The sequence below is a fragment of the Bacillota bacterium genome (genome assembly GCA_009711825.1).
Classification (GTDB): Bacteria; Bacillota; Proteinivoracia; order UBA4975; family VEMY01; genus VEMY01.
Genome location: VEMY01000001.1, coordinates 29,435 through 48,050, shown reverse-complemented (window position 1 = coordinate 48,050; position 18,616 = coordinate 29,435). Strand labels below are relative to the sequence as shown.

The 18,616-nt window shown below is 50.0% G+C and carries 24 protein-coding genes and 5 tRNA genes; 1 reads left to right on the top strand and 28 read right to left on the bottom strand.

The window, feature by feature from the left end:
* Positions 1-41 precede the first annotated feature (41 nt).
* From FH749_00330 to FH749_00255, 16 genes are all read right to left on the bottom strand, one after another.
* Positions 42-1,409 (bottom strand): M23 family metallopeptidase, encoded by a 1,368-nt coding sequence (locus FH749_00330; protein MTI93922.1) that lies wholly within the window; start codon positions 1,407-1,409, stop codon positions 42-44.
* Between the two features lie 114 nt (positions 1,410-1,523).
* A tRNA-Thr gene (locus FH749_00325) sits at positions 1,524-1,599 on the bottom strand.
* 10 nt (positions 1,600-1,609) lie between these two features.
* Positions 1,610-1,685 (bottom strand) — tRNA-Phe (locus FH749_00320).
* Between the two features lie 7 nt (positions 1,686-1,692).
* Positions 1,693-1,769: transfer RNA gene (locus FH749_00315), tRNA-Asp, on the bottom strand.
* Positions 1,770-1,774: 5 nt separating this feature from the next.
* Positions 1,775-1,851: transfer RNA gene (locus FH749_00310), tRNA-Glu, on the bottom strand.
* 7 nt (positions 1,852-1,858) lie between these two features.
* Positions 1,859-1,934, bottom strand: a tRNA-Lys gene (locus FH749_00305).
* Between the two features lie 139 nt (positions 1,935-2,073).
* A complete protein-coding gene (locus FH749_00300) occupies positions 2,074-3,357 on the bottom strand; it encodes an adenylosuccinate synthase (protein MTI93921.1) in 1,284 nt (427 codons plus the stop codon).
* Between the two features lie 200 nt (positions 3,358-3,557).
* Positions 3,558-4,004 carry a 50S ribosomal protein L9 gene (locus tag FH749_00295; protein MTI93920.1) on the bottom strand — a complete coding sequence of 149 codons (447 nt, stop codon included), beginning with the start codon at positions 4,002-4,004 and terminating at the stop codon, positions 3,558-3,560.
* 11 nt (positions 4,005-4,015) lie between these two features.
* Positions 4,016-4,369, bottom strand: a complete 354-nt coding sequence (locus tag FH749_00290; GenBank protein ID MTI93919.1) for a hypothetical protein — start codon at positions 4,367-4,369, stop codon at positions 4,016-4,018.
* A gap of 22 nt (positions 4,370-4,391) precedes the next feature.
* Positions 4,392-4,619, bottom strand: a complete 228-nt coding sequence (gene rpsR / locus FH749_00285; GenBank protein MTI93918.1) for a 30S ribosomal protein S18 — start codon at positions 4,617-4,619, stop codon at positions 4,392-4,394.
* 15 nt (positions 4,620-4,634) lie between these two features.
* Positions 4,635-5,066 carry a single-stranded DNA-binding protein gene (gene ssb / locus FH749_00280; protein MTI93917.1) on the bottom strand — a complete coding sequence of 144 codons (432 nt, stop codon included), beginning with the start codon at positions 5,064-5,066 and terminating at the stop codon, positions 4,635-4,637.
* 17 nt (positions 5,067-5,083) lie between these two features.
* Complete coding sequence (locus FH749_00275; protein ID MTI93916.1) at positions 5,084-5,371, bottom strand: 30S ribosomal protein S6; 288 nt, start codon at positions 5,369-5,371, stop codon at positions 5,084-5,086.
* A 92-nt stretch (positions 5,372-5,463) separates the two neighbouring features.
* Positions 5,464-5,646, bottom strand: coding sequence for a DUF951 domain-containing protein (locus FH749_00270; GenBank protein ID MTI93915.1), 183 nt, complete (start codon positions 5,644-5,646; stop codon positions 5,464-5,466).
* Positions 5,647-5,659: 13 nt separating this feature from the next.
* Positions 5,660-6,271, bottom strand: a complete 612-nt coding sequence (locus FH749_00265; GenBank protein MTI93914.1) for a hypothetical protein — start codon at positions 6,269-6,271, stop codon at positions 5,660-5,662.
* 18 nt (positions 6,272-6,289) lie between these two features.
* Positions 6,290-6,634, bottom strand: coding sequence for a hypothetical protein (locus FH749_00260; protein MTI93913.1), 345 nt, complete (start codon positions 6,632-6,634; stop codon positions 6,290-6,292).
* Between the two features lie 11 nt (positions 6,635-6,645).
* Entirely contained in the window at positions 6,646-7,644 is a 999-nt protein-coding gene (locus FH749_00255; protein MTI93912.1) for a hypothetical protein, read from the bottom strand.
* Positions 7,645-7,737: 93 nt separating this feature from the next.
* On the opposite strand from FH749_00255, the gene yyaC reads away from it, so the two are divergent.
* On the top strand, positions 7,738-8,319 hold the full coding sequence (gene yyaC, locus FH749_00250; protein MTI93911.1) for a spore protease YyaC: 582 nt from the start codon (positions 7,738-7,740) through the stop codon (positions 8,317-8,319).
* A 25-nt stretch (positions 8,320-8,344) separates the two neighbouring features.
* On the opposite strand, the gene FH749_00245 is transcribed toward yyaC, so the two are convergent.
* The 12 genes from FH749_00245 to mnmG form a co-directional block, all read right to left on the bottom strand.
* Positions 8,345-8,752, bottom strand: coding sequence for a polymer-forming cytoskeletal protein (locus FH749_00245; GenBank protein ID MTI93910.1), 408 nt, complete (start codon positions 8,750-8,752; stop codon positions 8,345-8,347).
* Between the two features lie 18 nt (positions 8,753-8,770).
* Positions 8,771-9,694 carry a hypothetical protein gene (locus FH749_00240; protein MTI93909.1) on the bottom strand — a complete coding sequence of 308 codons (924 nt, stop codon included), beginning with the start codon at positions 9,692-9,694 and terminating at the stop codon, positions 8,771-8,773.
* A 23-nt stretch (positions 9,695-9,717) separates the two neighbouring features.
* The gene (locus FH749_00235; GenBank protein ID MTI93908.1) at positions 9,718-10,200 is read right to left on the bottom strand and encodes a DUF4446 family protein; all 483 of its coding nucleotides are present in this window, start codon (positions 10,198-10,200) and stop codon (positions 9,718-9,720) included.
* 140 nt (positions 10,201-10,340) lie between these two features.
* Positions 10,341-10,520: a hypothetical protein gene (locus tag FH749_00230; protein ID MTI93907.1), complete on the bottom strand. Its 180-nt coding sequence runs from the start codon at positions 10,518-10,520 to the stop codon at positions 10,341-10,343.
* Between the two features lie 38 nt (positions 10,521-10,558).
* Positions 10,559-11,623, bottom strand: a complete 1,065-nt coding sequence (locus FH749_00225) for a hypothetical protein (protein MTI93906.1) — start codon at positions 11,621-11,623, stop codon at positions 10,559-10,561.
* A 10-nt stretch (positions 11,624-11,633) separates the two neighbouring features.
* On the bottom strand, positions 11,634-12,326 hold the full coding sequence (locus FH749_00220) for a DUF554 domain-containing protein (GenBank protein ID MTI93905.1): 693 nt from the start codon (positions 12,324-12,326) through the stop codon (positions 11,634-11,636).
* A gap of 5 nt (positions 12,327-12,331) precedes the next feature.
* On the bottom strand, positions 12,332-13,516 hold the full coding sequence (locus FH749_00215; GenBank protein MTI93904.1) for an aminotransferase class V-fold PLP-dependent enzyme: 1,185 nt from the start codon (positions 13,514-13,516) through the stop codon (positions 12,332-12,334).
* A 16-nt stretch (positions 13,517-13,532) separates the two neighbouring features.
* A complete protein-coding gene (locus tag FH749_00210; GenBank protein ID MTI93903.1) occupies positions 13,533-14,408 on the bottom strand; it encodes a ParB/RepB/Spo0J family partition protein in 876 nt (291 codons plus the stop codon).
* Positions 14,341-15,102 (bottom strand): ParA family protein, encoded by a 762-nt coding sequence (locus tag FH749_00205; GenBank protein ID MTI93902.1) that lies wholly within the window; start codon positions 15,100-15,102, stop codon positions 14,341-14,343. Before FH749_00205 ends, FH749_00210 begins: the two co-directional genes overlap by 68 nt.
* A gap of 21 nt (positions 15,103-15,123) precedes the next feature.
* Complete coding sequence (gene noc / locus FH749_00200; protein ID MTI93901.1) at positions 15,124-15,948, bottom strand: nucleoid occlusion protein; 825 nt, start codon at positions 15,946-15,948, stop codon at positions 15,124-15,126.
* Between the two features lie 93 nt (positions 15,949-16,041).
* Positions 16,042-16,746 carry a 16S rRNA (guanine(527)-N(7))-methyltransferase RsmG gene (gene rsmG, locus FH749_00195; GenBank protein ID MTI93900.1) on the bottom strand — a complete coding sequence of 235 codons (705 nt, stop codon included), beginning with the start codon at positions 16,744-16,746 and terminating at the stop codon, positions 16,042-16,044.
* Positions 16,727-18,613 (bottom strand): tRNA uridine-5-carboxymethylaminomethyl(34) synthesis enzyme MnmG, encoded by a 1,887-nt coding sequence (mnmG, locus tag FH749_00190; GenBank protein ID MTI93899.1) that lies wholly within the window; start codon positions 18,611-18,613, stop codon positions 16,727-16,729. Before mnmG ends, rsmG begins: the two co-directional genes overlap by 20 nt.
* Positions 18,614-18,616: the final 3 nt, after the last annotated feature.

Below are 18,616 nucleotides of genomic sequence, written 5' to 3'. Positions count from 1 at the left end.
CCTTTAGGTAATTAATAACATAAGCCGGACCAAGGTCCGGCTTAAGGCGCAAAAAAGTTGAGCGGATTTACATGGTTTCCATTGTGGCGAACTTCAAAGTGGAGATGGGCACCGGTGCTTTGTCCGGTGCTTCCCACTTGGCCGATGACCTGGCCGCTACTTACACTCTGGCCAACCGAGACTGACGGGCTTGTGCGCATATGGGCATAAAGAGTAGAATAGCCGCTGCCATGCTCAATAATCACATAATAGCCATAGGAATTATGCCAGCCAGCGGTGCTTACCGTACCACCTGCCGCTGCGCGAATTGGCGTCCCTGGACTGGCAGCGATGTCGACACCTAGATGTCTGCGTCCCCAACGCCTTGAGCCAAAATAATCGCTAATTCTTCCCGAGTCCAGCGGCCACCGAAACATCCCCGTTGAGCGGGAAGGCCAGCGAGATGTGCCGCGGGTCACTACCCTGGTGCTGGGCTGCTTGGTCACATCCACCCTTTCGGTGGTGCGTTTCTGCTCGATTCCATTGAGCAGCTCAACCCGGTACACAACATCGCGGCTGCCAGCGGAACCGGATTCAACAACCTGACTTTGATAATACCACAGGCTGCCCGAGGAATTATACTTCACCGGCGGTGAAATGCTCTCGGTAACACGTAGTTCCTCTACAGTCTTTACATGAAGCAGAGGAGAAGTGCTCTCCAGGTTAAGAACCTGTCCCACCTGAATAAAGTCGCCGTTAACATTGGGATTTGCCTCGCGTAGCTCTGACATGGATAAGTTATTTGACCTGGCGATGCCACTCAGTGTATCTCCTCTTTGCACACGATAAGAGTCTGAGTTTTGCTGCCCTGTCTGCAAAACAGCCAAGCATTGATCGTAGGAGTATAAATCTTCCGGTTCAACGGCCACCTGTTCAATTCGCACTTCCTCTAACAAACTCAATGATAACAATTCACGGTTTCGGGAATTTGGGTGGTACCGAGCCTGAAACTCCTCCAAAGCTGCTTCAGCTTCTTCCTCAGCTTCTAAAATAGCTACTGTCTGACCATCAACTTTAATTGCCCAGCCACTGGTTATGTAGGTTAGCATATTCTCTAAATAGGCCTCTGTCTTTGCCTGCGACAAAGATGGTGACCATTGCCGGACTTGTTCAACACGAATTTCTTCGTTGACAATCAGATTGCAATCCCAGTGTGCTTCCGCTCTGGCAGTGATTTGTGTAACCATTTTTTGATACTCGTCCAAGCTCGGGACATAACCAATAAGGTCATCTTCGACATAGACTGCGTACACAAATTGCGGTTCAACCAAATTCAGTCCCGTGAAAACCAGGCCGCAGCCTAAAGCAACCAATAGTATCATAGCTACCGCGCATTTTACAGTCCGTGCTGCAATTTCTCTATTCACCACCTGGGCAACCTCCTCCTTTCTCGATATAGTATTAACCACAATATAAAAACATTCGCTAATATGGCGGAAAATTCCTTTAAAAAAACAAAAAAACTCCCTTAAGGGAGTACTACTTGGAGCCGGCGATGGGACTCGAACCCGCAACCTGCTGATTACGATTCAGCTGCTCTACCAATTGAGCTACGCCGGCAAAGAAAAAATGGTGCCGCAGGGCAGAATTGAACTGCCGACACGTGGATTTTCAGTCCACTGCTCTACCGACTGAGCTACCGCGGCAAAAGTATGGCGGAGCTGACGGGAGTCGAACCCGCGATCTCCTGCGTGACAGGCAGGCATGTTAGGCCACTACACCACAGCTCCGCTTATGGTGACCCCTAGGGGATTCGAACCCCTGAATGCCAGCGTGAAAGGCTGGTGAGTTAAGCCGCTTCTCCAAGGGGCCTAGAATATGGTGAGCCATGGTGGACTCGAACCACCGACACCCTGATTAAAAGTCAGGTGCTCTACCAGCTGAGCTAATGGCCCAATTGACACTAATAGAGGATACTACAGAAGTTATAGGCTGTCAAGTAGGTTTTTTGTGCCAAATATTACGGATAATGCGACCCAACAAAATAACTAACCTTATTGCTTCGTGCTAAATTGCGTCCCAGAATAAACCTACTTAAAAGACGTCGCCCCTAACAATCGTCTGTTCCCGTTTTGGTCCCACAGAAATCATCGTCACCGGCACTCCGGAAATATTCTCCACTTCACGCACATAATTTTTGGCGTTTTCGGGGAGCTCATCCCAAGTGGCGCATGTGCTAATATCTTCTTGCCACCCAGGCAGCTCCTTAAACACTGGATTAGAACGGCCCAGCTCACGGATGCTGGCTGGGAACCGGGTGGTTGCCTGTCCGTCCAACTCATAATGGGTGCAGATTTTCAAGACATCAAACCCACTGAGTACATCCAGCAGAGTGAGGCAGAGCATATCTAAGCCACTGACGCTGCGGGCGTAGCGCAAAATCACGCCATCAAGCCAACCCACCCGTCTGGAACGGCCGGTGGTAGTCCCGTATTCATTACCGCGCTGGCGAATTTCGTCAGCGGTGTCATCAAATAATTCGGTGGGGAATGGCCCATCTCCAACCCGCGTTGTGTATGCTTTGGCAACACCCAAAACTTTGTCAATCCTAGTGGGCCCCACACCAGCGCCAATGCAGACGCCGCCGGCAACGGGATTAGACGCTGTGACAAAGGGATAGGTACCGTGATCAAGATCCAGTAATGTCGCCTGCGCCCCTTCAAACACTACTCTTTTACCCGCGTCCAGAGCATCGTTAATTAAAGCCGATGTGTCATCAACATATGGACGCAGCAGTTCCGCTACAGTGAGCAAATTTTCCAGAACGGCGCTTGTTTCCAGCCCGGGAACATCGTAATAACGCTGCAGCAAAAGATTTTTGTCGCGTATATTTTCTGCCAGCCGAGCCGGGAACTCTTCTTTATCCAGCAAATCAACGACACGTAAGCCGCAGCGGGCAGCTTTATCCATATAAGCCGGCCCGATACCCTTACGAGTTGTCCCGATCTTGTTGGGCCCGCGGCGTTCTTCTGTAAGTCCGTCAATCAGCTTATGATATGGTAATATTAAATGTGCACGGTTGCTTAACCGAAGATTACTTGTATTGACACCGGACTTTTGCAAACGTGCAATTTCTGCCTGTAGTTCCAGGGGGTCAATAACCATCCCGTTCCCCAGCACACAGAGAGTGCCTTCATGCAAAATGCCCGATGGGATAAAATGTAGCTTATGGGTAGAGGCGCCGTTTTTAATTGTGTGTCCGGCATTATTGCCTCCTTGATAGCGCACAACAATATCCGCCTTACTGGCCAGATAATCAGTTATCTTTCCCTTTCCCTCATCGCCCCATTGAGTACCTACAACAACCAAAGCCGGCATTCTGAGACCACCTTCCTGTATTCTTCGGCACCGCTAATTTTGCTCGGCACTGGGCTCTTATCTTTATCTTTCCCCGCAACAGTTTAGCTTAAATCAATACAGAGGTCAACGCCAAACCGAATTATTTAGCCAAAAATCTCGTTAATGTTCGGGGAAGGCAAAGAAAAAAAGCACCCCCCGGTTTAGTCCAGGGGTGTGCTTTACTCGGCACCAACAACCTTCAATTTCAGAACTGCTGTAATACCAGGATGTAATCTAACTTCCACCTCATGATCACCAAGCTGCTTAATTGGCTCTGGAAGATTAATTTTGCGTCTGTCGACGCGGACCCCTTCTCTGGCCAGCAATTCAGCGATGTCTTTGCCGGTTACAGAACCAAAAAGGCGACCGCCTTCACCAGCTTTGACAGCATAAGTAAAAGTCTCCGTTTCTATTTTCTCGCGAAGTGTTTCCGCCTCTGCCCGCTGACGGTTAGCTTGCGATTTTTTCTTTGCCGCATGCTTTTCAAGATCTTGCATTGATTTGGCATCTGCCTCCACAGCAAGTCCTCTGGGCAACAAGAAATTGCGCGCATAACCATCGGCTACGTCTTTAATATCTCCGGCCTTGCCGATACCTTTGACATTTTGCTTGAGAATTACCTTCACGCGAATACCTCCTAATCGTTGGCCCGAACCCGCTTTCCGCGCCAATAGGTCAAAATCTGCTGCTCGGTCTCCCGCAAACTGTTCCGGGGATTCTCAACCCTTTCCACCAGCTTTTCTTCCACTGCCTGGTCCAGCTCGCGGAAACTGATGCCGGCTCTCCTGGCAATGCCGAATATTATGACCAGAGCGCCGCTGAGGGCCTCAAGCACCTGAGTTTCCAGGCCGCGGTGCAACCCTGAGAACAACTCGGCAATTACCGAGAGCAATTGCACTTTAAGTTCTTCCAAGATCTTTAAGTTCTGCGCGATTGTAAACTTTTCGTGCTCTGACAAAGAGGTTCCCTCCCCCATACAAAACAGGGGCACAAATATGCCCCGTCCTGCGTGTCTATTCAGTTGAGTACGGCATTAAGGCCAAAAAACGCGACCGCTTAATCGCCAAAGTAAGTTGGCGTTGATGGCGGGCACAGTTCCCGGTAATACGACGGGGTAGAATCTTTCCCCGGTCGGATATATATCTACGCAGTTTGTCAGCATTTCTGAAGTCGACATGGTCAATCTTGTCAACACAGAAACTGCACACTCTTTTGCGCTTACGACCTCTCTCTCTGCGCATCAGTATTCCTCCTATCTAAAATGGGATGTCTTCGTCATCGACGTCCCGGCCATAGCTGTCTAGGCCGGAACTTTCCTGCCCGACCTGTTGTCCCGACTGGGCAGTTTGCCCGGTTTGTCCACTCTGAACAGAACGGGGCATAAACCGAACATCTTCAGCTACAACCTCGGTAATATAGCGCCGCTGACCGTCCTGCTCATAACTGCGAACCTGAATCCTGCCATCTACTGCGACCAAACTACCCTTCGCCAGGTAATTGGCACAGTTCTCGGCAGTCTTACGCCAAACGACGATGGGGATAAAATCCGCCTCCCGCTCGCCGTCCCGATTGGTAAAGGAGCGATCCACCGCCAGCATAAAGGTTGCCACAGCAACTCCCGTATTGGGGGTATAGCGCAACTCAGGATCTTTGGTAAGTCGGCCAATCAGGATAACCCGGTTTAACATCAAATTCCTCCCCCGGTTTACTCTTGTGGACGAACAATCAGGTGCCTGATAACACTGTCGGTAATCTTAATTACCCGGTCTAACTCCTGGACCACAGCATTGTTACCGACAAAAGAAACTTCTACATACACACCCTCGCGGTAGTCGTTAATTTCATAGGCCAGACGCCGTTTGCCCCATTCATTTACTTCGGTAGTCTGTCCGCCTTGCTGGGTGATAATAGAAGTGATTTTCTCCTGCAGTTGGTTCAAAGCCTCTTCATCCAAATCGGGCTTGACAACATAAATCAGTTCATAATTTCGCATTTTTTCACCTCCTCCTATGGACTTGCGGCTTCAGCTCCTGGCTGAAGCAGGGGGGCAGATATATATTATATCACAGCAGGTGGGACATGCAACTAATCTGACGAATCCAACAACTTTTTTATTGCTTTTTCCGCTTTTTTTCTCTCCACCAGCACTGAACGCTTGCAGTTTTGGCATTGAAAACGAAAATCCATTCCCACCCGGATGATTGTCCAACGATTACTGCCGCAAGGATGCGGTTTTTTTAGTTCAACAACATCACCAGGTTTGTACATCAAAACCACCCCTTCACAGCAAAAAATTGCCTAGCGTATCGACAAAAACCGTCAGCAGACGAAAAAACAAGTTTAGAAATGCAGACCCGCTTACTGCCTCTGCCAGCACAGTCCCCTGTTCAACTAAGGTAAATACCGGCAGGCAAAACATTACAAACAATGCCAATAAAAACCCATTGAGGAGACCAATGAGCGCAGAAACTAAACTTCGGGGATTGTGGCTCCTGTCCTTGAAGCCAGCCAAAGCCAAGAACAACAATCCGGCAAGAGCAAGCATGATATAAGCGGTAGTATTTAAGGTCAAATTAAGTACTGCTTCCATATATTCCGGACCCGATGCTGCTGGCATAGCCAGTCGATGCTGCCACGGGCCCAGTCCAGCCGCAAGTTTCTCGCTACCGGTGTCGGACACCGCTATCACTAATTTTTCGTCAATGGCTGATGTATATACAGGTGCCAGGGCCGGACGCAGCCACTGGTTCATTCCAGATGCCAGCGGCAAAGCACCAATCACTATTGTTCCAGAAATCAACAGTCTTACTAACCCAAAACGTAATCCACCAGCTGTCAATGCCCAGATCGCCATGACAACCATCAACGCCAGTAGCAGCAAATCAAACCACATCGCGTTTGCCTCCTCAGGTTATCGCCAAACCCAGGCCAAAGCTGCTATCAACACCGGTTCCCAGACCATCCCGCCAACATACGTCAGGATAAGATATACAATCCCGATACCAATTGCCGCCACCAACATATACTGGGCAGTATCCTTGAGATAATCTTCAAAGAAAAAAAACGGATTTTTTCTGGTTATCATCCAAAAAAGAATGTCTCGGGCAATCTTTACCACGAGGAAGCCAAGGGCGAGCAGCAACCAATAATTGGCTACCACCAAAGCCAAGCCCCGGTAGACAAATAGCGCCAGTACAAGCAGCGTTATCATTCTCATTAGGCTGCGGCGAAACTCTTGGCTTGGTTTTTCGTGCATGCCAACCCCCCTTACTGATTACGCCTTTGCTTGCACTTATAATAGCACAATCCCACTAAAAGAACTATATTGCAATAACCCAACAACGGATAAGCTACCCTGACCAGGCTGCTAAAACCCAGCCGGGAGATAACCAGGGCTGCAAGAGCAGAACCGACAACCAAGGGTCTGTATCCTGCTCCATAAGCCGACATCCTGCTTGCCAAGCCATGGATGTTTGCCAGCGCAGTGGTCAGCACAGCCGCCAGCAATGATAATTTATACGCCCAGGCCCAATCACCAAGCCATTTCTCAGCTAAAGCAACCATGGGCAACGGGACGTTGGTTACACCGGAAGTTGCAAGATAGACCATCAACAACATAGAAGCCAGAAATATCCCACCAAGCCATCCTCCCGTACGGGCAGCTTTAGCGTCCAGCTGTTCCCCCAGGGTGGTCAATACCACCGCCGCCATTGCAGTATTGAACCCCACATAAAGCACGGCTGCAAATACGGGTCCGGGACGCAGCAAAACAAAGACCGGGGCGCTCAACTCAACAGCTGAAAGGGCAATGATTCCCACCACCAATACCGGCACCAACACAGTATTGGCGCGCAGCAAGCCGCTGCTGCCACGATAGAGCAGCAATACACATATCGCTAGAAATATTGTGCCAAACAAAATATTACTGAACCCGTCGCCGCCAACCACTGCTGTTGCAGCAGCGGTCATAACACCGGCGCCGATCAGCAGCGACAGGCAAAACACCGCGTCTGCAATGAATACTGCCGGAGGCCAGGTCAAAACTAGTTTTAAAAGACCATGGTAAGAATAAATTTCCTTACTGTGGGTAATATCTAATATGGTCGTGCCCACCCATATAAACAGGGCCAAGGCGACCGCCACCCCCAAAAGCCCCATTCGCCCATACACTGTAAAAAAGTCCACCACTTCGCGACCGGTTGCAAACCCCGCCCCAACTACTGCACCGCAGTAAGTCAACGCCACAGCAACACCTTTTCTGCTCATTGCTCTCACCCCGTTTAACTTTATTAAACGGCTGGTTATTTTATGAGGACCATTTTCATAGACTTTACCATTCAGGGGACAGGGAGGGTGTCTATGCGCAAATTTTTAGCCGGCAGCCAACCACATTATGCAAAGATCCGCTATACGCAACCTGATGCCCGGTCAGCTTTGGCGAAAGCGATTGGAGACGTCTTTACGGATAGCGCTTGTCCAATTCAAGATGTGTTGGTGCTCTGCATTGGCACCGACCGCTCAACAGGGGATAGCTTGGGCCCCTTGGTAGGCTCGCAGCTATTGGCAGGCAACCCCGGATTTCGGGTGCTTGGCTGCCTGGAGCAACCAGTCCACGCGGCAAACTTGGTCCAAACGCTTGATGCCCTTCAGGAAAACCCTCCCGGCAGAATCATTGCTGTGGATGCGAGCTTGGGAAACATGGACAGTGTAGGCTTGGTTAATATCGGCCGGGGAGCATTACAACCAGGGGCGGGTGTCAACAAACGTTTGCCGGCAGTTGGAGACATGTATATAACCGGTATAGTGAATGTAGGCGGCTTTATGGAATATTTCGTTTTACAGAATACCAGGCTTTCGGTTGTGATTAGGATGTCTGAACTAATTGGGTTTGGCTTGATTACTGCCTTGGGAACACTTGGGATGGCCGCAAAAAACACATAAAAACAGCCCCCGAAGGGGCTGTTTATTATTCAGAAGCTTTTTGCTGCTTCTGCTTTTCAGCTTTGGCTGAACCGGCAGTGTCCTGATCTTTACGCATTTCACAGGCGCCCCGGAAAACTGCGCCATCACCGATGGCCAGCTTTGCTACTTTGATGTCACCCAACAGTTTGCCTGTCGGTTCAATCTCCAGCAATCCGGTAGCATCCACATTACCGTTAACGGTGCCGGCTATAGATATGTTTCGGGCGCGAATACCAGCCTCGACCTGGCCGGTAGGAGAAACTATCACGTCTCCGTTGATAATCAGTTCACCCACTAGTTTCCCATCGACCCTTAACAAACCCTTCGCCTCAACAGTACCGTTAAATACGGTATCTTTGCCGATGACAGTGTCGACCTTGGTCACGTCAATTTCTTCTTTCTTTTTGAACATTAACCTCGCCTCCCAGCTTTACGGTAGATAGTTAATTGGATTCACAGGCGATCCGTATCTGCGCACCTCGTAATGAAGGTGCGGTCCTGTAGATGCGCCTGAATTACCCACGTTTCCAATCAGCTGCCCCTTCTCGACCACTTGTCCCGATTGTACACGGATGCGGCTCAGATGCGCATAATATGTCTGCAGTCCGTAGCCGTGATCAACAATAATCAGATACCCATAGCTGGAACGGTAGCCGGCAAAGGTAACCCGGCCATTGCCGGTGGCAAAAACGGAATTTCCGTAAATGCTCGGCCCGGCAATATCTATCCCTGTATGATAGTCCTGACCGCCGCTCAAGGGGTGCCGACGCCAACCAAACGGGGAAGAAATTCTTCCCCAGGTCGGCCAGATTGAGGGTGTTGCCGCTTCTCTGCGCTGTTGTTCTTCAATTGTTTCTTTAAGGTTTTCCATGCGCTCTTCTTGGTCGGGCAAAGCCTCTTGTAGAGCCATTATATTGCTAATAGTACGCTCATAAGTGGTGTAAGAAGAGCGGGAAGCCACCGCACGGTAATTCTCCGGACCGTTTTCCGGTTCTGCCGCAGCGGCAGAAATCATTGACTCGCCTGCCTCATCCATATCGGTGATCTCCATCAGTTCTTGTTCCAGTTGCTCCAAACGCCGGAGGTTGTCCAGGATAACCTGGGTCTCATTGGCCATTTGCTCTATTTGCTCACTCTTAATCTGGTTGTCCAGTCGCAACTCCTCCAGTTCAGGCAAAACGGACTGGACAGAGTAAAAACTGTTGAAGAAGCTGACCAAAATTACTGGAACGAAAACCAAGGCGATACCTAAAAACTGCAACACCAGTAAAGAAAAGCGAAAAATCACTGGCGGTTTTTGTGAATGAGGCACCAGCATAACGGTGAAATTCCTGTCTTTGGAAGTTTTGGCCATACAGTCCCCCCTCCCAAAGATAGTTAATTGCGTGAGTTCAACGCCATTTTAACAGCGTGCTTTTCTTCTTCAGACAGGCTGTATTCAGATTTTCCTGCGCGCAGAGGTTTGGCAAAAATCCGTGACTCTTCCCTGCCGTAAATACTGCTTAGGACAACACCATCACCTGCATCATCGACCAACGCCAGCGAAAAACTCAAATCACTGCCAGTATTGCCAAAAGCGTTAAAGCGCACCAAATGCAGGTTGTGAGGATGGCCGGCTATGTCTGTGCGAATAGATTGTATTTGGCCAGCCAATTGCTGCGAAAAACTGCCCTGCTCCTCAACTTTTCGATGCAAATCATTGATATGTTCCTCTAGATGACCTCCTTTCAATAATTTAGTCAAATTTTTATATGCCTTTAAACGGCGATTTAGTAGAGAAACTCGAATTGAAAAATATACAAACATCGCTGCCATCAAAATAGCGATGATTTCCACAGCATAATGAACAATAAATTCCATTTTCAGCTTCCTTTCGCTCGGGCGTTCCTGTCCATTGTAGCAAAAAGTAAATAAGGTGTAACTAAAAACATATTCGCCACCAAATAGCAAAGTCCTGCAAAACGGGAAAAAAGTCCGCCAATTTGCCGGCGGACTTCTTGCTAATCTTCATTACCTTCCTGCACCCAATTATTGGACCACTCTCCAGAAATAACGCTTGGCCACAATGCGTCGCAGCGATCAAGCCCTGTTATCAGACAATGCTCCTGCTGATTTATATCCATGCCAAAAGCCTGCCGCACATGGGGAAACATCGGGAACGTGCGTTCCTCCCGCCTCACAGCATCACCTCCCAATCTTAGTGTAACCGCAAACGGGACTAACTAGTCCTGCCCCGAACTGTTACCGGCCATTGGGCTCCTGTGCTCAATTCCAGGCGGTCGGCCAGGTTGACAACCGGACACGCGTGGTTGGGAATTATTTCGATCACGCTTCCCGCCGCTGGCAGGTTATCCCCTTCAATCACACCATGTTCTTCCGATAAACGCGTCAGGCGCCAGCCGGGGTCTGAAAGCAGTCCATGGCCCGAGAGGCCACTACTGCCATGGGCGCCCCGGTCTAGGGCCAATGTTTTTGCGCCCGCATCAACAATCGCTCTATCGGGTGCCGGACGGCTGACAACTGTGGTAACCACTTTCAAGCTGCACCGTTCGGGCTTTACAACCCCCAACATCACTTGGGTAGCATCATAAAAAACATAGTTCCCGGGTCTAATTTCTGTTACACCCGGCACAGCGCCAGCCACCATTACGGTAGGAGTGGCGCCAACACTGACAACTTCCACCGGAATCCCCCGGTCACGGATTTCAGCAGCTGCCGCAACCATTTGTTCACCTTCACTAAGGGCAATCTCCTGAACCTCACCCCAGCTTTTGGCGCCGTACGCATGGCCGGCATGGGTCATAATCCCGCGGAACCGGAGGTTTGACAACCCATGCACCCAACTGACAAAATCAACTAATTTTGGCCCCGGCTCCAGCCCGCATCGATTTAAACCGGTATTCACCTTCACCAACACGTCAATGCCGTCAGGCCACCGCAGGTCATTCAAGGCCGTAGCTCCAGCCCGCGAATCAATCATCAGCGTCAAGTGACAGCCAGAGTCCAGCAATGCGCGAACGCGCTCTATTTTCTCTGCTCCAATCAAGGGATAGGCAACAAGAATATCATTAAAGCCCTCCGCAAGCATTCCCTCTGCCTCGCCCAACTTGGCCACCGTGATTCCATTGGCCCCAGCCTCAACCTGTAAACGGGCAATTTCAGCGGTCTTATGGGCTTTTATATGGGGACGCAAATTTATCCCTTGTTGGCGGGCGAAATCCTGCATCGCTTCAATATTGTGCTGCAGTTTCTCCCTGTCCACAATTAATTTTGGCGTATCCATTTTTTTCACCTCACCAAACAGATTGAAAATACGTTAATAAAATTATAATTGGTAACGCGGGCAAGACATTTGCCACTCGAATTTGTTTTATATCCAAGATCTTTAAACCAATCCCAAGAATTAATATCCCGCCAGTTGCTGTTAGCTGCGGCACCGCCGCGTCCATGGTCGCCAAAAATCCGGCCAATCCCTGGGATAACAATGTCAATGCACCTTGGTACAACAAGACAGATAAACTGGAAAACATCACGCCTAAACCCAATGTGGAAGCAAATGCGATTGCCGTCAAGCCGTCAATCGCCGCCTTTGCAATTAAAATCTGATGCTCCCCATCCACTCCACTTTGAAGTGCTCCCAGTACAGCCATCGGCCCCACACAATAGATAAGGGATGCAAAAACGAAGCCCTGCGCCAGGTTTCCCCGCACCATGGCCCCTAGACGCCGTTGGATGTTTTCGCCAACACCTTCCAACCAGCGCTCAATCCCTAGTCTTTCACCGATGACAGCGCCCAATACTACTGCGATGATTACCATAAGTGGGTCGTGCCATTGAAGGGACATTTCAACCCCCAATATCAACACCACCAAGCCCAGCACCGCCAACAGAGTTTCCCGCAGCCTGCTGCCAAAAAGACCACCGGCCAACCACCCCAGTAGACCTCCGAGTATTATTGCCACACTGTTAATTATCGTCCCCTGCAATCAATTCACCTCTTATACTGCCTGGTAAGCGCCGCTACAGCGCCCAAAAAACGTTCTATATCTTCCGATGTATTAAAAAATCCAGGACTGATTCTTACAGCGCCCTGCTCCAAAGTCCCTAAGCTCATATGACCGCGCGGGCTGCAATGCAGACCGCCGCGAACAGCAATCCCATAAACTTCATCCAGCATAAATGCCAATTCAGCAGAATCAAGTTTGCCAATATTAAAGGCTAGGGCCCCTGCTTCGTTAAACCCGGCGCCATAGACCGTTGCCCCAAGCATATCCAGCCCCTGACGCACTTGTTCAAGAAGAACGCGTTTATGCTTGGCAACAGCGTCTAAGCCCTGGTCTTGCAAGAATTTGATTCCAGCAGCCAGCCCTGCTATTCCCGACAGGTTCAGAGTCCCGCTCTCCAACCGTTCTGGCAGCCGCTCCGGCTGACGGGGGCTGGCCGACGAGCTACCGGTCCCTCCCATACGCACGGGTTGAAGCGACTGCTCTTCCCGGATATAGAGACCGCCGATTCCGGGAGGACCAAGCAGACCTTTATGGCCCGGAAATGCGGCAAAATCCAAACCCAGCTGGGGAAAATCCAGGCTCAGATGCCCGGCAGTCTGAGCCACATCGGCACACACAAGCGCACCCGCCGCCTTGGCCATGGCAGTCATTTCTGCCAACGGCCAAACATCCCCTGTTATATTGGACCCGTGGGTAATGATTAATAAATCTGGCTTTAATGCCAACCCGGACTTATATTCTTGCCAATCAAAACCACAGGCAGTCATGCAGTCCCGGTAATCAATCGCTATATCCAGATTTTCACTAAGGGCCGACAAAGGACGCCAGACAGAATTATGCTCAAACCCGGTGACCATAATCCGTCGGCAGGCTTTCGCCAAACCATGAATAACCATGTTCAAACTGTCTGTGGCGCCCCCGGTAAACACTATCTGCCGGGAATCATCCACGCCAAAAAAAACGGCCACCTGCTCCCGGGCCGAAAGCACCATATGCGCCGCCTCCCTGCTTAAAGCATGGCCTCCGCGTCCAGGATTTGCCGCTGCCCGCAGGGCTTTGTCCGCAGCGACATAGACCTGTTCCGGCTTTGGCCAGGATGTGGCCGCATTATCCAAATATATCAACAAAAACACCTCCAAAAATGTTTCACGTGAAACAGGCCCAGCCATGTTTCACGTGAAACATTTACTCAACGATTTTCGTCAGGACCCGTTGGGCATCGGCTTGAGAGTAGAACTCTATTACTATCTTTCCCCCGTTTTGAGAATGCTCAACCTCAACCTTTGTGCCGAGATACTCCATGAGTTGCTCCTGAACAGCTGTAAGGTTGGGATCCAAACGCGGCCTGGGCCTCTTTTTGGTTTGCCCGCGTTTTTTTTCCGCAGCCCGAACAGTCATGCCTGAATCAGCAATGGTGCCGGCGGCAGCAACCTGCTCCTGAGCTGGAAGTGTCAACAACGTGCGGGCATGGCCGGCAGTTAGCTCTCCCCGGGCCAACATTTCCTGAACTTCAGGGGCCAGGTTTAAAAGCCGTAGCGTGTTGGCGATTGCAGAACGGCTTTTCCCCAAACGATGCGCAAGGGTTTCTTGGGTAAGGTTAAATTCGTCAATCAAGCGCCTATAGGCCTGAGCCTCTTCCAGCGGATTTAAGTCCTCCCTCTGCAAATTTTCTATTAAGGCAAGCTCCGCCAGCTGACGATCACTGAGCTCAAGGATAATTGCCTGAATCTCCGCCTTGCCCGCCAATTTGGTTGCCCGCAGCCGCCGCTCGCCGGCAACCAACTGATAGCCGCCCGGGGCCGACCGCACCACGATTGGTTGCAACAGGCCATGTTCAGCTATCGATTGGGCTAATTCTGCGAGGGCTTGTTGGTCAAAATGACGTCTGGGCTGAAAGGGGTTAGGCTCAATCTGGGCAATTGGTAGCGCCACAGGCTCCTTCTCAACTTCAGCGTCTGGAATGAGGGCGTTTAATCCGCGCCCCAAGCCACGCTTACCCACGACGAAGCACCTCGTCCGCCAATTGTTTATAAACTTCTGCCCCTTTGGACCGGGGGTCATAGTCAATGATGGTTTTGCCATGGCTGGGCGCCTCACTGAGGCGAACATTCCGGGGAATTATAGTATCGTACACCTGGTTGCCAAAGTACGCTTTAACCTCCGAAACCACCTGAGCCGCCAGGTTAGTCCTGGGGTCATACATGGTTAGAAGAGCGCCCTCCATTTTGAGGGCTTTATTCAAATGACGCTGCACCAGTTTTATAGTATTCACCAACTGGCTAAGCCCTTCCAAAGCATAGTATTCACATTGGATCGGGACCAAAACCGAGTTGGCCGCGGTCAAAGCGTTGACAGTAAGCAATCCCAAGGAAGGAGGACAGTCAATTAGCACATAATCATATTCCTCCCGGACATTTTCCATGCGTTGACGCAGCTTTTCCTCCCGGGACATCGACGGGACTAGCTCGATTTCTGCGCCCGCCAGCTGTATCGATGCCGGTGCCAATGAAAGACGCTCAACTTCAGTGGGGAGAATGATTGCATCCAAAGGAAACCCCGACACTATTACATCGTAAATACAACGCTTTACTGCCGGCTTGCGCACCCCCAGCCCGCTGGTGGTATTACCCTGGGGGTCGATATCCAACAACAATACATTTTTACCCCGCTCGGCCAAACAAGCGCCCAGATTAATGGTGGTGGTGGTTTTACCCACTCCCCCTTTTTGGTTTGTGACAGCTATAACTTTTCCCATTGTCTAACCTCTCTTTCTTGATTACGCGCGTTTGGGCAGGCGAATGGTTACCTCGAAATAATCCGGGTGTTCGTTTTGCTCCATTATTGGGCTTAACCCAGTTTGCTCAATGGTCGCAACTGCCTGGCGAATTGTGTTAAGTAAGATTCGATAATCTTTAACTATAAACTTATCTGTCCCGGCCTTGTCATCGTCAAGGGTGTCATCCTGATTCAGAGCTTCAATCAAATTCTCCGTTTGCCGGACATTTAAGCCCATTTTTATGATTTTGTTCAGCACCTTTTCCCTGCTTTCGTCGTCGGGCAATTTCAACAACGCCCGGGCATGACGTTCAGAAAGTTGGGCATCAACCAACGCTGAGCGAATTTCCGGAGCCAGTTTTAGCAGGCGCATTTTGTTGGCGATAGTTGACTGACTCTTGCCTATTCTCTGGGCCAATACTTCCTGGGTTAAGCCGAACTCAGCCAACAGACGATGATAGCCTACAGCTTCTTCAAAGTAATCGAGATTTTCCCTTTGCAGGTTCTCGATTAAAGCAATCGCAGCCATGGCCGAGTCATTTAACTCCTTAATCACTGCGGGGATGCGATCCCAACCCAACATCGTACATGCTCGCCATCGGCGTTCGCCGGCAACCAATTGGTAGCCGTCCCTGGCAGGGCGAACGATTATCGGTTGCAAAAGACCATATGTTTTAATTGACTGGGCAAGCTCCTCCAGCTGCTCCTGCTTAAACTCCTGCCGGGGTTGAAATGGGTTTGGTTTGATAAGAGAGCTCTTGACTTCCTTTATCTCATCTTCGCCTCCGGTAAGACCGGTAACCAAGCGGTTAATATTGTCTTTCATAAATTAATCACTCTCCATTACAGGATAGTTGATACTTCGCCATTAACGCAAATATTTCCTGCACATTTCCCGAGATACAAAAACCTCTGCAACTCAGCGCAGAGGTTTTTTGCCAGGAATCCCTGGTTTTCGTGGATATTTCTCAGGAGTGGCCTGGGTTTTATTAATGATAATAATTGTGCGTCGCTCAGTTCCCATTAGTTCATATTCATGAACCGCGCCAATCTCCCCACCCAGCTTGACGATAGCACCCTGCGCGAAATCAAGTTCATCAGAAGCCCGTGGCCCTTTAAGCGCCACAAACTGTCCCCCGGGACGCACTAAAGGCAGACAATACTCCACAAGCACAGGTAATGAAGCTACGGCCCGGGCGCAGACCCGGTCAAATCTTTCCCGCAAATTTCCTCTACCCGCATCCTCGGCCCGAATTTGCAAAATCTCTGCCTTAACATTCAAATGTTGACAACAAGCTTCGAGAAAACGAACGCGTTTGGCTGCTGCGTCCAACAGGCTAAGGTCGACGGAGGGACAATACAACTTGAGTGGAATGCCCGGGAATCCAGCTCCGCTGCCAACATCTGCGAGAGACATATTCTCCGCAGAAAAGAACCGAGTTGGCAACAAAGAATCCAGCACATGCTTAACCGCGTAATCTTCAAAATCTGTGAGGGCGGTTAAATTGGTATGACGATTCCAATTTACTAAAAAAGTATAGTAGTGGACAAATTGTTCGATGGTCCGGGGTGGACAAAACACTTGTTGGGCCTCTAAAACTTCCTTAAGCTTTGTTTTCACTATTGGCACCCCGCTTATGCTGTAAATAAACACTGAGCAGGCTTATATCTGCAGGTGTGACTCCGGAGATTCGGGCAGCTTGCCCAAGCGTCTTTGGTTTGCTGTCAATTAGTTTTTCACGTCCCTCGCTGGAAAGACCAGGAACAAGAGCATAATCCAAATCCGCCGGGATAGAGACCGCTTCCATGCGCTGCAGGCGGCGCACTTGCTGTTGCTGCTTATCAATATACCCCTGATACTTAATTTCTGTCTCTACCCGGAACATCTGTTCCCTATCCAAAGTTGGTGCAGCTGGAAGCAGCGTCAGAAGATCATCCAACCCAAGTTCGGGTCTACGCAATAACTCAGAAAGGGTAAGCGCTTTTTTTAAAGGCGCACTGCCTTTAGCCTCCAACATTGAATCAACTTGCGAAGGATTGACCCGGGTCGAAGCCAACAAATCTTTTACCTGTTCAACTGCCTGGCGCCTGTTTTGGAACTCAAGAAACTGCTGGTCAGAAACCAAGCCTAATTTGTGGCCTAATGGGGTGAGTCGGCTGTCGGCATTGTCATGTCGCAGCAGCAAACGGAACTCGGCCCGGGACGTCAACATTCTGTATGGCTCGTTTGTTCCTTTGACAGTTAAATCATCAATCAGCACTCCGATATAGGCTTCAGAACGGCTTAGTACCAGAGGTTCTCTGCCCAATACCCTGCATGCTGAATTAATTCCTGCCATGAGGCCCTGTGCTGCTGCCTCCTCATATCCGGATGTCCCATTTATCTGACCCGCACAGAACAATCCCGGGCAAGCGCGGCTTTCCAGGGTCAATTGGAGTTGGGTGGGAACCACAACATCGTATTCGATTGCATAGCCGGGGCGCATAATCTTCACGTTTTCCAGCCCTGGAATCGTACGCAAAAATGCCAATTGTACATCTTCCGGCAGACTTGTGGACATACCCTGGACATAATACTCGTTTGTTTTCAACCCCTCGGGCTCCAAAAATAACTGATGCCGGTTTTTATCTGCGAAACGCACAATTTTATCTTCAATTGATGGACAATACCGGGGGCCGACACCTTCAATTTCGCCGGTAAACAATGGTGCCCTGTGCAGATTGTCCCGAATAATTTTATGGGTCTCCGGTGTTGTATGGGTCAACCAGCAATCGACACTGGAGACTCGCGTTGGTTTAGAAAAGACTGAAAAACTTAGATTTCCCTCCCGATCACCGGGCTGGCGCTCCATCCGCTCAAAATCAAGGGTGCTTCCATCGACCCGGGGAGGAGTGCCTGTTTTAAACCGCACCAGCTGGAACCCCATATTCCGCAAAGACTGAGAAAGTCCAGGCGGCCCGGCCTGGGCATTTGGCCCTCCCTCCCAGGATGTCTTGCCTATAATAATTTTTGACGCCATATATGTGCCCGTGGTAACTACCAGTGATTTACATCGATAACGGGCGCCTGTATTGGTTTCAACTCCTGTTACAGATTGACCTCCTAAAATGTTAGTCACAATTGTTTGCTGCAAATCCAAATTATCCTGTGTTTCCAAGACATATTTCATCTGCTGCTGATAGGCTATTTTGTCTGCTTGGGCCCGAAGGGAATGAACAGCTGCACCCTTGTTGGTATTAAGCAACCGAATCTGGATCAATGACTCGTTGATATTTCGTCCCATTTCCCCGCCCAGGGCATCAATTTCTCTGACCAAATGGGCTTTGGCCGGTCCACCGATTGCCGGATTACACGGCATTAGTGCAATGCTGTCCAGATTCATCGTCAATAACAAAGTGCGACAGCCCATCCGCGCTGCAGCCAGAGCGGCCTCGCAACCGGCATGGCCTGCGCCAACAACCACCACATCATATTGATCAGTATATTTCATAAG